The following is a 15,316-nucleotide window of genomic DNA, read 5'->3' as shown; positions in this document are numbered from 1 at the left end:
CCTAAACCCTTTTGTGTATATAAATGTTATGTACACGTTTTAAATTTTTTTTAATCAAAATCTCGTTCATAGATGTTAGCAAATAAAGCTGAAAGATTAAATTTCTCTTCTATTGTAAATAGAACAGAATATCCAGATTTCTTGGATATTCAAATAAAATCCTTCCAGGATTTTTTCCAATTAGAGACTAAGTCAGATCAAAGAGGTAATGAAGGGCTTTACAATACCTTCATGGAAAACTTTCCAATCACTGATACTCGTAATCAGTTTGTATTAGAGTTTATAGATTACTTTATAGATCCACCAAGATATTCAATTGAAGAATGTATTGAAAGAGGACTTACTTATAGTGTACCTTTAAAAGCAAGGTTAAAACTATATTGTACAGATCCTGAGCATGAAGATTTCGAAACCATTGTACAGGATGTATACTTAGGTACAATTCCCTACATGACGCCAAGTGGTACATTTTGTATCAATGGAGCTGAGCGTGTAGTTGTATCTCAGTTACATAGATCTCCTGGTGTATTCTTTAGTCAGTCATTCCACGCCAATGGAACAAAATTGTATTCTGCAAGAGTAATTCCTTTTAAAGGATCTTGGATAGAATTCGCAACAGATATCAATCAAGTAATGTATGCTTACATTGATAGAAAGAAAAAATTACCAGTAACAACTTTATTTAGAGCTATTGGTTTTGAACGTGATAAAGATATTCTTGAAATTTTTGACCTTGCTGAAGAAGTTAAGGTTTCAAAATCAGGACTTAAAAAAGTAATCGGTCGTAAATTAGCTGCACGTGTATTAAATACATGGCATGAAGATTTCGTAGACGAAGATACAGGTGAAGTTGTATCTATTGAACGTAACGAAATTGTTTTAGATCGTGATACTATAGTAGATAAAGACAATATTGAAGAAATCCTTGAAGCTGGTGTAAAAACTATTCTTTTACATAAAGAAAGTGCACAACAAGGAGATTACGCCATTATTCATAATACACTTCAAAAAGATCCAACAAACTCTGAAAAAGAAGCTGTTGAACATATTTACCGTCAACTACGTAATGCTGAGCCGCCAGATGAGGAAACAGCACGTGGTATTATTGACAAATTATTCTTTTCAGACCAACGTTACTCTTTAGGAGAAGTAGGTCGTTATAGAATGAACAAAAAATTACAACTTGATATTGGTATGGATAAGCAAGTGCTTACCAAAGAAGATATCATTACTATAATAAAATATTTAATCGAGCTTATTAACTCTAAAGCTGAGATTGATGATATTGACCACCTTTCTAATCGTCGTGTGCGTACAGTAGGTGAGCAATTGTCTTCTCAATTTGGTGTTGGTTTAGCACGTATGGCGCGTACAATTCGTGAGCGTATGAACGTTCGTGATAACGAGGTGTTTACTCCAATAGATTTAATTAACGCTAAGACATTATCGTCTGTAATTAATTCATTCTTTGGTACAAACCAGTTGTCTCAATTTATGGATCAAACCAATCCATTAGCAGAGATTACACATAAACGTCGTTTATCAGCTTTAGGACCTGGAGGTTTATCTAGAGAAAGAGCAGGATTCGAGGTTCGTGATGTTCACTACACGCACTACGGAAGATTATGTCCAATTGAAACGCCTGAGGGACCAAATATTGGTCTTATTTCATCACTTTCAGTTTATGCTAAAGTGAATTCAATGGGATTCTTAGAAACACCTTATCGCCCTGTTAAAGATGGTGTTGTAGATATTAAAGGAGATGCTATTTACTTAAGTGCTGAGGAAGAAGAAGAAAAGAAAACTGCTCAGGCTAACATTGAAGTAGATGAAAATGGTAAAATCCTTCATGATAAAGTTATTGCTCGTGAAGAAGGTGATTTTCCAGTGGTTTCACCAAGTGAAATTCACTATACTGATGTTGCACCTAACCAGATTGCATCTATTTCGGCTTCATTAATTCCTTTCTTAGAGCATGATGATGCCAATAGAGCCTTGATGGGATCTAACATGATGCGTCAAGCTGTACCTTTATTACGTCCGCAAGCACCTATTGTAGGAACAGGATTAGAACGCCAAGTAGCTTCAGATTCTAGAGTATTAATTAATGCTGAAGGCGCTGGAACTGTAGAGTATGTTGATGCTAATGAAATTACCATCAAGTACGAACGTACTGAAGAAGAAGCAATGGTAAGTTTTGAAAGTGATACTAAAACATATCCGCTTGTAAAATTCAGAAAGACAAATCAAGGTACATCTATTAACTTAAAGCCAATTGTTGAGAAAGGTGATAAAGTTAAAAAGGGTCAAGTACTTTGTCAAGGTTATGCTACTGAAAATGGAGAATTAGCATTAGGTCGTAACATGAAAGTAGCATTTATGCCATGGAAAGGTTACAACTTTGAGGATGCGATTGTAATTTCAGAAAAAGTAGTACGCGATGATATTTTTACATCTATACATATTGATGAGTATTCATTAGAAGTTAGAGATACAAAATTAGGTAACGAAGAGTTAACTAATGATATTCCTAACGTATCTGAAGAAGCTACAAAAGATTTAGATGAAAACGGAATGATTCGTATTGGAGCAGAGATTAAACCTGGTGATATCCTTATAGGAAAAATTACACCAAAAGGAGAATCTGATCCAACTCCAGAAGAAAAATTATTACGTGCCATCTTTGGTGATAAAGCAGGAGATGTAAAAGATGCATCTTTAAAAGCATCACCTTCATTACATGGTGTTGTTATTGAGAAAAAATTATTCTCAAGAGCTGTAAAAGATAAGCGTAAGAGAGCTAAAGATAAAGAAGATATCGAAGCATTAGAGAATATCTATTATGCTAAGTTTGACGATTTACAAGCTATTTTAGTTGAAAAACTATTTGCACTTGTTAATGGTAAAACTGCACAAGGTATTTTTAATGATTTAGGAGAAGAGATTATTCCTAAAGGTAAAAAGTATACATTAAAAATGTTAAATGCTGTAGATGATTATGCACATTTAACATCTGGAACTTGGACTACAGACGACAAATTAAACGCTTTAGTTGAAGATTTAATTCACAACTATAAGATTAAAGAAAATGATTTACAAGGATCATTACGTCGTGAGAAGTTTACAATTTCTGTAGGAGACGAATTGCCAGCAGGTATTATTAAATTGGCTAAGGTTTATGTTGCTAAAAAACGTAAACTAAAAGTTGGTGATAAAATGGCAGGACGACATGGTAACAAAGGTATTGTTGCACGTATTGTACGTCAAGAAGATATGCCATTCTTAGAAGACGGAACACCTGTAGATATCGTATTAAACCCATTAGGTGTACCATCGCGTATGAATATTGGTCAGATTTATGAAACTGTTCTTGGTTGGGCTGGACAAAAATTAGGACGCACTTATGCGACACCAATTTTTGACGGAGCAACTTTAGATCAAATTAATGGATTTACTGATGAAGCTGGTGTACCTAGATTTGGTCATACCTATTTATATGATGGTGGAACAGGTGATCGTTTTGATCAACCTGCTACCGTTGGAGTTATTTATATGATTAAGTTAGGTCATATGATTGACGATAAGATGCACGCACGTTCTATAGGACCATACTCATTAATTACACAGCAACCTCTTGGTGGTAAAGCACAATTTGGAGGTCAACGTTTTGGTGAGATGGAAGTTTGGGCTCTTGAGGCTTATGGAGCTTCAGCTACATTACGTGAGATCTTAACAGTAAAATCTGATGATGTAATTGGTAGAGCTAAAACTTACGAAGCAATCGTAAAAGGAGAGCCAATGCCAGAACCTGGACTACCTGAATCTTTCAATGTATTAATGCATGAGTTGAAAGGATTAGGATTAGATATTAGATTAGAAGAATAATTAAACAGTTAAACCAGTATTCAGTTAGCAGTTAACGCTGACAACTGAATACTGATTTCTGAATACTATAAAGAAATGGCAAGAAGACAAGATAAGAATACAATACAGAGATTTAATAAAATCTCAATTGGTCTAGCATCTCCAGAGTCTGTTTTAGGAGCATCTCGTGGTGAGGTTTTAAAACCAGAAACTATTAATTATCGAACACATAAACCAGAACGTGATGGTTTATTCTGTGAACGTATTTTTGGTCCTGTTAAGGATTTTGAATGTGCTTGTGGTAAATATAAAAGAATACGTTACAAGGGTATTGTTTGTGACCGTTGTGGTGTTGAAGTAACAGAAAAGAAAGTACGTAGAGATAGAGTAGGACATATCAACTTGGTAGTTCCTGTAGCTCATATCTGGTATTTCCGTTCGTTACCAAATAAAATAGGTTATTTATTAGGCTTACCATCTAAGCGATTAGATATGATTATCTACTACGAACGTTATGTAGTAATCCAAGCAGGTAATGCAAAAAATGCCGAAGGAGAACCATTACAAAAAATGGATTTCTTAACAGAAGAAGAATACTTAAACATTCTTGAAACACTTCCGCAAGAAAACCAATATTTAGATGATACAGATCCAGAGAAGTTCATTGCAAAAATGGGAGCAGAATGCTTAATTGACCTTTTAGCAAGAATTGATTTAGAGCAATTATCATATGACTTACGTCATAAAGCAAATACAGAAACGTCTAAACAACGTAAAACTGAAGCTTTAAAACGTTTACAAGTTGTTGAAGCATTTAAAGATGCCAACTTAAATCGTGAGAATAGACCAGAATGGATGATAATGAAAGCCGTTCCAATTATTCCACCAGAATTAAGACCTTTAGTGCCTTTAGATGGAGGACGTTTTGCAACTTCAGATTTAAATGATTTATACAGACGTGTAATTATTCGTAACAATCGTCTAAAACGATTAGTAGAGATAAAAGCACCAGAAGTAATTTTACGTAATGAAAAACGTATGTTGCAAGAATCTGTAGATTCATTGTTTGATAACACGCGTAAAGCTTCAGCAGTAAAAACAGATTCTAACAGACCATTAAAATCTTTATCAGATTCATTAAAAGGTAAACAAGGGCGTTTCCGTCAAAACCTACTTGGTAAACGTGTTGATTATTCTGCACGTTCTGTAATTGTTGTTGGACCAGAATTAAAATTATTTGAATGCGGATTGCCAAAAAATATGGCAGCAGAATTGTATAAGCCTTTTATCATTAGAAAACTGATTGAAAGAGGTATTGTAAAAACTGTAAAATCTGCAAAGAAAATTATAGATAGAAAAGAGCCTGTAGTTTGGGATATTTTAGAGAATGTTTTAAAAGGACATCCAGTGCTTTTAAATCGTGCTCCTACTTTACACAGACTTGGTATACAAGCTTTCCAGCCAAAATTAATTGAAGGAAAAGCAATCCAGTTACACCCATTAGTGTGTACTGCATTTAATGCCGATTTTGATGGTGATCAAATGGCAGTGCATTTACCATTAGGGCCAGAAGCAATTCTTGAAGCTCAACTTTTAATGTTAGCATCTCATAATATATTAAATCCAGCAAATGGATCACCAGTTACTGTACCTTCTCAGGATATGGTACTTGGTTTATATTATATGACTAAGCACAGAAAATCCACTAAAGATGTTCCTGTAATTGGTGAAGGTTTAACATTCTATTCTCCAGAAGAAGTAACAATTGCTTACAACGAGAAGAAAGTTGACTTAAATGCTGGAATTAAAGTAAGAACTCAAGATTTTAACGAAGAAGGAGAGTTAACTACTCAAATTATTGAAACTACTGTTGGTCGTGTACTTTTCAACGAAAAAGTACCTGCTGCAGCTGGTTACATTAATGAAGTATTAACTAAGAAATCTTTAAGAGATATCATTCATGGTATTCTTAAAAAGACAAGTGTACCTGAAACGGCTGCATTCTTAGATGAAATAAAAACACAAGGATATAAATTTGCCTTCCAAGGTGGTTTATCATTTAGTTTAGGTGATATTATTATTCCTGCTGAAAAACAAGGTATGATTGACAAAGCTAATGGCTTAGTTGATGGTATTATGGGTAACTATAACATGGGACTTATTACAAATAACGAACGTTATAACCAAGTTATTGATATCTGGACGTCTACAAATGCAGAATTGACAGAATTGTCTATGAAGCGTATTCGTGAAGATCAACAGGGGTTTAACTCGGTGTTTATGATGCTTGATTCTGGAGCTCGTGGATCTAAAGAACAGATTCGTCAGTTAACAGGTATGCGTGGATTAATGGCGAAACCTAAAAAATCTAATGCAGGTGGTGGAGAGATTATTGAAAATCCAATTCTTTCTAACTTTAAAGAAGGACTTTCAATTTTAGAATACTTTATTTCAACTCACGGTGCACGTAAAGGTCTTGCAGATACAGCACTTAAAACTGCCGATGCTGGTTACTTAACACGTCGTTTAGTAGATGTATCTCAAGATGTAATCATTTATAGTGAAGACTGTGGTACATTAAGAGGTATTGAAGTTACTCCATTAAAGAAAAATGAAGAAGTAATAGAAACTCTAGAAGCTAGAATAGTTGGACGTACATCTTTAAATGATGTTTATGACCCAATTACTGAAGAGCTTTTAGTTGGAGCTGGTGAACATATTGATGACGTTATTGCTAAACGTATTGAAGAATCTCCTTTAGATGCTGTTGAAGTACGTTCTGCATTAACTTGTGAAGCTAAAAAAGGAATTTGTTCTAAATGTTATGGACGTAATCTTGCTACAGGTAAAATGGTACAACGTGGTGAAGCTGTTGGTGTAGTTGCTGCTCAATCTATTGGTGAGCCTGGTACACAGTTAACGCTTCGTACGTTCCACGTAGGTGGTATTGCAGGTAACATTTCTGAAGAAAATAAATTAACAGTTAAGTTTGATGGTGTTGCAGAGATTGAAGATCTTAAAACGGTTAAGAGTACAGATAACGAAGGCAATGAAATAGACGTTGTTATCTCTAGAACTTCTGAGTTAAAACTTGTAGATGCTAAAACAGGTATTACTTTAAGTACAAATAATATTCCTTATGGTTCTACTATTTTTGTAAAAAATGGTCAGAAACTCAAAAAAGGAGCAGTTGTTTGTCAATGGGATCCATATAATGGTGTAATTATTTCTGAATTTGCAGGAAAAGTTCGTTACGAAAATATAGAACAAGGTATCACATACCAAGTTGAGATTGATGAGCAAACTGGTTTCCAAGAGAAAGTGATTTCAGAATCTAGAAATAAAAAACTAATTCCTACGCTTCATATTGATGATGCTAAAGGAGAAACAATTAGATCATACAACTTACCAGTTGGTGCTCACTTAATGATTGATGATGGAGATAAGATTAATGTTGGTAAAATTTTAGTTAAGATTCCTCGTAAATCTGCAAAAGCAGGTGATATTACAGGAGGTTTACCACGTGTTACTGAGTTGTTTGAAGCTCGTAACCCTTCTAACCCAGCAGTCGTTAGTGCTATTGATGGTGTGGTTTCTTTTGGTAAAATTAAAAGAGGTAATCGAGAGATTATTATAGAATCTAAAACAGGAGATATTAAGAAATACTTAGTTAAATTATCTAATCAAATTCTTGTTCAAGAAAATGACTATGTTAAAGCTGGTATGCCTCTATCTGATGGTTCAATAACACCAAACGATATCTTAAATATTAAAGGTCCTTCAGCTGTTCAACAATACTTAGTAAACGAAGTACAAGAAGTATATCGTTTACAAGGTGTAAAAATTAATGATAAACACTTTGAGGTAGTTGTTAGACAAATGATGCGTAAAGTAAGAATTATTGATTCTGGTGATACAATTTTCTTAGAAGATCAATTAGCTCATAAAGCTGACTTTATTGAAGAAAATGATAAAATTTTCGGAATGAAAGTAGTTGAAGATGCTGGAGATTCTCAGAATTTAAAAGCAGGACAAATAGTTTCTACTAGAGAATTAAGAGACGAGAATTCAATCTTACGTAGAGAAGACAAGCAATTGGTTGTAGCTAGAGAAGCTCAACCAGCAACTGCAACTCCAATCTTACAAGGTATTACTAGAGCATCTTTACAGACTAAGTCATTTATTTCTGCGGCTTCTTTCCAAGAAACAACAAAAGTTCTTAATGAAGCAGCTGTAAATGGTAAAGTAGATGCTTTAGAAGGTCTAAAAGAGAATGTAATTGTTGGTCATAGAATTCCTGCAGGAACTGGTGTTAGAAAATTTGATAACATCATAGTTGGTTCTAAAGAGGAGTTTAACGAAATGATGAAAGCAAAGGAAGAAATGAATTATAACTAATTATAACTTTTTGTTTTAATAAGATGTAAATTCAAACTATAATAATAAAATCCCGTTTCTTGCGGGATTTTATTTTAAATTCAAATACTAAAAAAAACATAAGTTATGGCAGAAGATAAAAACAAAAAAAAGCAAGGAATAAACATCGAACTAGATGAAAAAACTGCTGAAGGCACATATTCTAACTTAGCAATTATTAATCATTCAGTTTCTGAGTTTGTAGTTGATTTTGTTAGTATTATGCCTGGAACTCCAAAAAGTAAGGTAAAGTCAAGAATTATATTAACACCACAACATGCAAAAAGATTATTAAAGGCATTGGGTGATAATGTTAAGCGTTTTGAAAACGCTCATGGTGAAATTAAAGATTACGAGCAAGCACCAATTCCTCTTAATTTTGGACCAACAGGGCAAGCATAAAAAAAACCATCTAAATTTTAATTTAGATGGTTTTTTTCTTCAAGCGGTTCAATTAATAGTCAATAAACTAAGCAACTTCTTTATTGCTGTTTATATGATATTTTAATGCACCAGATGGACATTTATTTACTTGTTTAATAATCTTTTTGGTTGAAGCACCATCTAAGTCTATCCAAGGAATAATAGATTGTCTAAATACGTTTGATAATTCTCTAGCGCAACGTTCTGCGTTTACGCATACACATGGTTGATAAGTAACAGTAATTTCATCATTACTGAAAACATTTGCTGTAGTTTTCATAGGTCAATCAATTTGGGGTTGATTCTATTTTAAATGTATACTAGTAATTTCTAAATAATTCAAAATATCGTTTAAATGTATAAAAAATGCGTTTAAAAACAAAAAAATGCTAAATTTATAGATGATTGACCTCTTTTTAGCTATATGAAATTGTAAGAATTTTAGCTAATAATTAATTGTTTTTACTTGAATTCTGAAGTAAAATGAAACGTTATACTTGGGTATTTTTGTTGAGTCATTTGTAATGAAAACGACGAGTCTGCTAAGAAGACTAATTGATTTTGTTTGTCTTTAGCTAAAAAACGTTGCTTTACTCTTAAAAAATCTTTGAACTCTTCACTCTTTTCATCTTCGGTTTCTACCCAACAAGCTTTATGTACGTTTAAATTTTCATAAGTACATTTAGCGCCATACTCGTGTTCTAATCGATATTGAATTACTTCATATTGTAATGCGCCAACTGTACCAATTACTTTTCTGCCATTAAGCTCTAGTGTAAATAATTGAGCTACACCTTCATCCATAAGTTGGTCAATACCTTTGTTTAGCTGCTTAGATTTTAGAGGATCTGCATTATTAATATATCTAAAATGCTCAGGAGAAAAATTAGGTACGCCTTTATAATTTAAAATTTCACCTTCTGTTAATGTATCTCCAATTTTAAAATTTCCCGTATCCTGTAAACCAACAATATCTCCAGGATAAGAGATGTCTACAATTTCTTTCTTTTCTGCAAAAAATGCATTAGGACTAGAAAACTTTACTTTTTTATTATTTCTTACATGTAAATAAGGTGCGTTACGTTTAAATTCACCAGAAACAATTTTAACAAAGGCTAATCTGTTTCTATGATTTGGATCCATGTTTGCATGTATTTTAAATACAAAACCGCTAAATTTTGATTCATTAGGTTCTACCAAACGTTCTTCACTTTGCTTTGCTCTAGGTTTTGGTGCAATATCTACAAAACAATCTAACAATTCTCTTACTCCAAAATTATTTAATGCAGAACCAAAAAACACAGGCTGTAAGTTTCCGTTTAGGTATGTTTCTTTGTCAAATTCTGGATAGATGCCTTCTACAAGTTCAATCTCTTCTCTTAGTGTATTTGCTGCTTGTTCACCAACTAAAGAATCTAATTCTGGAGAAGATAAATCTGAAATTTCTACAGTTTCTTCAATATCTTTTCTACTATCACCACTAAATAAGTTAACGTTTTTCTCCCAAATATTATAGATGCCTTTAAAGTCATAACCCATACCAATTGGAAAACTTAAAGGGGTAACTTTAAGCCCTAATTTTTGCTCAACTTCATCTAGTAAGTCAAAGGCATCTTTACCTTCTCTATCCATTTTATTAATGAACACAATCATAGGTATGTTACGCATACGGCAAACTTCTACTAGTTTTTCAGTTTGCTCTTCAACACCTTTTGCAACATCAATAACAACAATAACACTATCTACGGCTGTTAATGTTCTAAAGGTGTCTTCTGCAAAATCCTTGTGACCAGGTGTATCAAGAATATTAATTTTAATACCATTATATTCAAATGCAAGAACAGAAGTAGCAACAGAAATTCCACGCTGACGCTCAATTTCCATAAAATCACTGGTAGCACCTTTCTTTATTTTATTACTTTTTACAGCACCAGCTTCTTGAATGGCACCACCAAAGAGTAATAATTTTTCTGTTAAGGTTGTTTTCCCTGCATCTGGATGCGAAATAATACCAAAGGTTCTACGTCTTTCTATTTCTTGTATAAAACTCATAATAAAGGATTGCAAATAGTTTGCAAAGATACTATTATTAACCTCATTTAAATAATAGATTATATTGCATTTTAAATTTATAGTAACATTCACGTATTTTATAATTATAGTTGGTATTTTTGTAAGCTATGATTGAAGAACATGTAATTCTTGTAAATGAAAATGATGAGCAAATTGGTTTAATGCCAAAACTCGAAGCTCATGAAAAAGCTGTTTTGCATAGAGCCTTTTCTGTATTTGTTTTTAATGATAACAACGAGCTTATGCTACAGCAAAGAGCTAAGCATAAATACCATTCTCCAAGTTTGTGGACTAATACTTGTTGTAGTCATCAGCGTGACGGTGAAACAAATATTGAAGCAGGTAAGCGACGTTTAAATGAAGAGATGGGTTTTGTTACAGATTTAAAAGAAACAATTTCATTTATTTATAAAGCACCTTTTGATAATGGTTTAACAGAGCATGAGTTTGATCATGTTATGATTGGGTATTATAATGAAGCACCCAATATTAACCCAGATGAAGTTGAAGCTTGGAAATGGATGTCTTTAGAAGCTGTTAAAGTAGATATTAAATTGCATCCAGAATGCTACACCGAATGGTTTAAAATTATTTTTGATAAGTTTTATAAACATATAAATATAATTGATAATGCGAGTAACAGTTAGTAGAAAAGCGCATTTTAATGCTGCACATCGTTTGTACAGAAAAGACTGGACGCATGAAAAAAACGATGCTATTTTTGGAAAGTGTAATAACCCAAATTTTCATGGGCATAATTACGAGCTTATTGTAAGTGTTACAGGAGAAATTGATAAAGAAACAGGATATGTGATAGATATGAAAGTATTAAAAGATATCATAAAGTCTGAAGTTGAAGACGCATTTGATCATAAAAACTTAAATCTTGAAGTTCTAGAATTTAAAGATTTAAACCCAACAGCCGAAAATATTGTAGTTGTTATCTATAATAAAATTAAACCTAAGCTTGATGCTTCGTTCGATATCGAAATAACATTATACGAAACACCACGCAATTTTGTAGTTTACTCAGGAGAATAAAAAGAATGAATACGATACTATACCCAATAAAGTTTGAACCAATTTTAAAAGATAAAATTTGGGGAGGACAAAAACTAAAAACGATTCTTAATAAAGAGAATGATTTACCTAATGTAGGTGAGAGCTGGGAAATTAGTGATGTTGAAGGCGATACATCCATAGTTGTTAATGGCGAGCTTAAGGGCCAATCACTTAAAGATTTGTTAGAAAGCTATAAAGGAGATTTAATAGGAGAAAAGAATTATAAAATTTTTGAAAACAAATTTCCACTACTTATAAAATTCATTGATGCAAAAGAAGATTTATCAATTCAGTTGCATCCTAATGATGAACTTGCTGCAAAACGCCATAATTCGTTTGGTAAAACTGAAATGTGGTATGTTATGCAAGCCGATAAGGACTCTAATTTAATTGTAGGGTTTAACCAAAAAGTTACGCCAAAATTATATTTAAAGCATTTAGAAGATAAAACATTAACTCAAATTTTGAATTTTGATAAAGTCAAAGAAGGCGACACTTATTTTATTGAAGTGGGAAGAGTTCATGCAATTGGAGCTGGAGTGATGCTTGCTGAAATACAGCAAACAAGCGATATAACGTATCGTGTATATGACTGGGATCGTGTAGATGATGAAGGAAATGAACGTGAGTTACATAACGATTTGGCTATAGATGCTTTTGATTTTGAAATGAAAGACGATTTTAGAGTCAATTATAAAAGAGACGAAAATCAATCTAATAAAATGGTAAGTTGCCCATACTTTACAACTAGTTTTTTACATTTAACTGAGACTTTGCAAAAGGAAAACAATTATGATTCGTTTATAATTTATATGTGTGTGAAAGGCGTAGTAGAAGTTATTACAGAAACATCAAAAGAGATTATAAAAAAGGGAGAAACCTTGTTACTTCCAGCGGCATTGAAAAACTATCAAATTTCGAGTAAAAATGCTGAACTATTAGAGGTTTATGTGTAATTTTGCACTCAAATAAATACAAATTTATATTATGGCAAATGTTAGAGATTTAAAAAAGGACATCAATTTTGTTTTAGGAGATATTATTGAAGCAGTTTATGTTTGGGAATACACAAATACAGACAAAGACACAAAAAAGAGCGAAGCAATTATAGATGAAGCTATTGCAACGTTTGATGACTTAATAGCTAAAGTAAATAATAGAAGTGTAGAGAATAAAAAAGCACACTTTAAATCAATTAATGCAGAACTAGAAGCAAAAGGTAAAGACTTAATTGAAAAAATAAATAAACTTTAATAAAGTTTATTGAAGATTTGCAAAACTAGTTTTCTAAATTATACTTGCAGCTTCAAAAGCCGATGTAGCTCAGCTGGCTAGAGCAGCTGATTTGTAATCAGCAGGTCGTGGGTTCGAGTCCCTCCATCGGCTCAAAAAAAATCCCAAACTAATTTTAGTTTGGGATTTTTTTATTCTTCTTTACGAAGTTGAATGGTTTCTTTTAGTTGCTTGCCATATTTGGATGCTTTAATGGTTTCATCTAGTGCATCGTAAATAGTTTCTAGATACTTAATACTTGTATTAGGTATTTCACTTAAAGCCAAATAAGGTGCAACTTCACTATCTTTATTAGTAACAGCAAAGTTGATAGTATATAAATATTTTCGTTTTATTAAGTTATTATAGTTGTTTTTAAAATCTAAAATGCCAACAGAATCTTTTTCTTTTTGGGCGTCAAACTTTTCTTTTATTAAGTCTAAGTTTTGATCATTGAATTTAGACATTACTAAAAGGTAATCTTCTAATACTTTTTGTTGTTTAGAACCATTTACTTTAGCATCAAAGTTGAAATTTTTTAAGGTTGAATTAATTTCGGTAACACCTTTATCAGCAAAAAAGACAATAACACCTTCATCTGTGTCATTTTTATCTAAACGAAGAAACAATACTTCAGGCTCAGTTAAATCTGTATGTAATTCGAAATTTGAATTTCCGGTAATCTCTAATGAATCAACAGAAACTATAAGTGAATCTTGTTGTTTTTGAAGGTAAACCGTTCCTTTCTTTAAACCTTTTACATATCCTTTTAATGTAAAATCGTGTTCCTCTTTTGTACAAGACACTATTAAAATGCAAATAAGTAATGCTAGAAAATTTTTCATTTAAGCTTTAAAATTTAGAGCGCAAATATCTTATAATTATTTTTTAAATACTAACTAGCAGCAGCTAATTGCATTAAAATTGTACAACCTATTGCAGCAACAGTTCCTACGGCATAACCAAGTACTGCAAGTAAAACACCTACAGTAGCTAAAGATGGGTGAAATGCAGAGGCTACAATTGGAGCAGAGGCAGCTCCACCAACATTAGCCTGACTACCAACAGCTAAAAAGAAATATGGTGCTCTTATAAGTTTTGCAACTGTAATGAGCAAAATAGCATGAATAGTCATCCAAACGACACCAATTGCTATTAACCCAAGGTTATCAAAAATAAGTGTTAGATCCATTTTCATACCAATAGAAGCTACAAGTATATATATAAAAACACTTCCAAATTTACTTGCTCCGGCACCTTCATAATTTTTTGCTTTTGTAAATGATAAAAGAATAGCTATAAGTGTAGAAATACTTATCATCCAAAAGAATTTTGAACCTAAAAATGTGAATACATTTCTTGTTGTTTGCGACTCAATTGTTGCAACAAAATTATCAAAGAATGGTGCTAACAGGTTTGAGCCTAAATGTGCTAAACTTACTGTGCCAAATGCAATAGCTCCAATAATCATGATATCTGTTAATGATGGATTACGTTTTACACTTTCGGAGAACGTAGAAACTTTTTCTTTAAGTTCTTCAATTGAAGATGTGTCTGCTTTTAACCATTTGTTGATGCGTTTGCGTTTTCCAATTCCAATTAATAGAAGAGCCATCCAAATGTTTGCGACTACAATATCAACAAACACCATTCCTCCATAAAGTTTTTGGTTATAACCATATATTTCTAACATTGCAGTTTGGTTTGCTCCACCACCAATCCAGCTTCCTGCTAAAGTCGATAAACCACGCCATACAGCATCTGGCCCAACACCGCCAACAGTTTCTGGTGATACCATAGATATTAATAATATGGCTATTGGGCCTCCAATTACAATACCTAATGTGCCAGTGAAAAACATTATTAATGCTTTCCAACCTAAGTTAAATACAGCTTTTAAATCTATACTTAAGGTCATTAAAACTAACGCTGCTGGTAATAGATAACGACTAGCAACATAGTACAAGCTTGACTTATGAGCTATTACTTCTCCAGAAGATGTAGTAGTTTCCCATTCTGGAGCTATTAATCCTAATGTTGTAAACATGGCCGGAATCATATATGCCATAAATAAGCCTGGTACTATTTTATAAAATTTTTCCCAAAAGCCTCCTTTTAAAGATTCTGTATAAAATACAAAGCCTAAGGCTAGCATTAGTAGGCCGAATACAATAGTATCGTCAGTAAATAATGGTTGGTTTTCCAT

General features: G+C 32.7%; 11 protein-coding genes and 1 tRNA gene. 8 read left to right on the top strand and 4 right to left on the bottom strand.

Annotated features, from left to right (window positions below):
* The first annotated feature begins 72 nt into the window (after positions 1-72).
* The 3 genes from rpoB to BXY80_RS00660 all read left to right on the top strand — a co-directional run bounded on the left by rpoB (position 73) and on the right by BXY80_RS00660 (position 8,682).
* Positions 73-3,885, top strand: coding sequence for a DNA-directed RNA polymerase subunit beta (rpoB, locus tag BXY80_RS00670; RefSeq protein ID WP_120199299.1), 3,813 nt, complete (start codon positions 73-75; stop codon positions 3,883-3,885).
* A gap of 75 nt (positions 3,886-3,960) precedes the next feature.
* A complete protein-coding gene (rpoC, locus tag BXY80_RS00665) occupies positions 3,961-8,262 on the top strand; it encodes a DNA-directed RNA polymerase subunit beta' (protein ID WP_120199298.1) in 4,302 nt (1,433 codons plus the stop codon).
* Positions 8,263-8,367: 105 nt separating this feature from the next.
* Positions 8,368-8,682, top strand: coding sequence for a DUF3467 domain-containing protein (locus BXY80_RS00660; RefSeq protein ID WP_120199297.1), 315 nt, complete (start codon positions 8,368-8,370; stop codon positions 8,680-8,682).
* A 67-nt stretch (positions 8,683-8,749) separates the two neighbouring features.
* Here the strand turns inward: BXY80_RS00660 and BXY80_RS00655 are convergent, their stop codons facing one another.
* Together BXY80_RS00655 and BXY80_RS00650 are read right to left on the bottom strand one after the other, a co-directional pair.
* Positions 8,750-8,983 (bottom strand): (4Fe-4S)-binding protein, encoded by a 234-nt coding sequence (locus tag BXY80_RS00655; RefSeq protein ID WP_120199296.1) that lies wholly within the window; start codon positions 8,981-8,983, stop codon positions 8,750-8,752.
* A gap of 182 nt (positions 8,984-9,165) precedes the next feature.
* The gene (locus BXY80_RS00650; RefSeq protein ID WP_120199295.1) at positions 9,166-10,755 is read right to left on the bottom strand and encodes a peptide chain release factor 3; all 1,590 of its coding nucleotides are present in this window, start codon (positions 10,753-10,755) and stop codon (positions 9,166-9,168) included.
* A gap of 128 nt (positions 10,756-10,883) precedes the next feature.
* Here BXY80_RS00650 and idi point away from each other — a divergent pair, with 128 nt between their 5' ends.
* From idi to BXY80_RS00625, 5 genes are all read left to right on the top strand, one after another.
* Complete coding sequence (gene idi / locus BXY80_RS00645; RefSeq protein ID WP_120199294.1) at positions 10,884-11,423, top strand: isopentenyl-diphosphate Delta-isomerase; 540 nt, start codon at positions 10,884-10,886, stop codon at positions 11,421-11,423.
* The gene (locus BXY80_RS00640; RefSeq protein WP_120199293.1) at positions 11,407-11,817 is read left to right on the top strand and encodes a 6-pyruvoyl trahydropterin synthase family protein; all 411 of its coding nucleotides are present in this window, start codon (positions 11,407-11,409) and stop codon (positions 11,815-11,817) included. Before idi ends, BXY80_RS00640 begins: the two co-directional genes overlap by 17 nt.
* Before the next feature lie 5 nt (positions 11,818-11,822).
* Complete coding sequence (locus BXY80_RS00635) at positions 11,823-12,794, top strand: type I phosphomannose isomerase catalytic subunit (protein ID WP_120199292.1); 972 nt, start codon at positions 11,823-11,825, stop codon at positions 12,792-12,794.
* 31 nt (positions 12,795-12,825) lie between these two features.
* Positions 12,826-13,092, top strand: coding sequence for a hypothetical protein (locus BXY80_RS00630; protein WP_120199291.1), 267 nt, complete (start codon positions 12,826-12,828; stop codon positions 13,090-13,092).
* Positions 13,093-13,150: 58 nt separating this feature from the next.
* Positions 13,151-13,224, top strand: a tRNA-Thr gene (locus BXY80_RS00625).
* A gap of 38 nt (positions 13,225-13,262) precedes the next feature.
* Here BXY80_RS00625 and BXY80_RS00620 read toward each other — a convergent pair.
* The gene (locus BXY80_RS00620; protein WP_120199290.1) at positions 13,263-13,955 is read right to left on the bottom strand and encodes a DUF4369 domain-containing protein; all 693 of its coding nucleotides are present in this window, start codon (positions 13,953-13,955) and stop codon (positions 13,263-13,265) included.
* A gap of 50 nt (positions 13,956-14,005) precedes the next feature.
* Positions 14,006-15,316, bottom strand: coding sequence for a DUF819 family protein (locus BXY80_RS00615; RefSeq protein ID WP_120199289.1), 1,311 nt, complete (start codon positions 15,314-15,316; stop codon positions 14,006-14,008).

The sequence above is a fragment of the Ichthyenterobacterium magnum genome (assembly GCF_003610635.1).
Lineage (GTDB): Bacteria > Bacteroidota > Bacteroidia > Flavobacteriales > Flavobacteriaceae > Ichthyenterobacterium > Ichthyenterobacterium magnum.
Note: the sequence above shows the minus strand (reverse complement) of the source record. Positions and strands in the feature narration are given on the sequence as shown.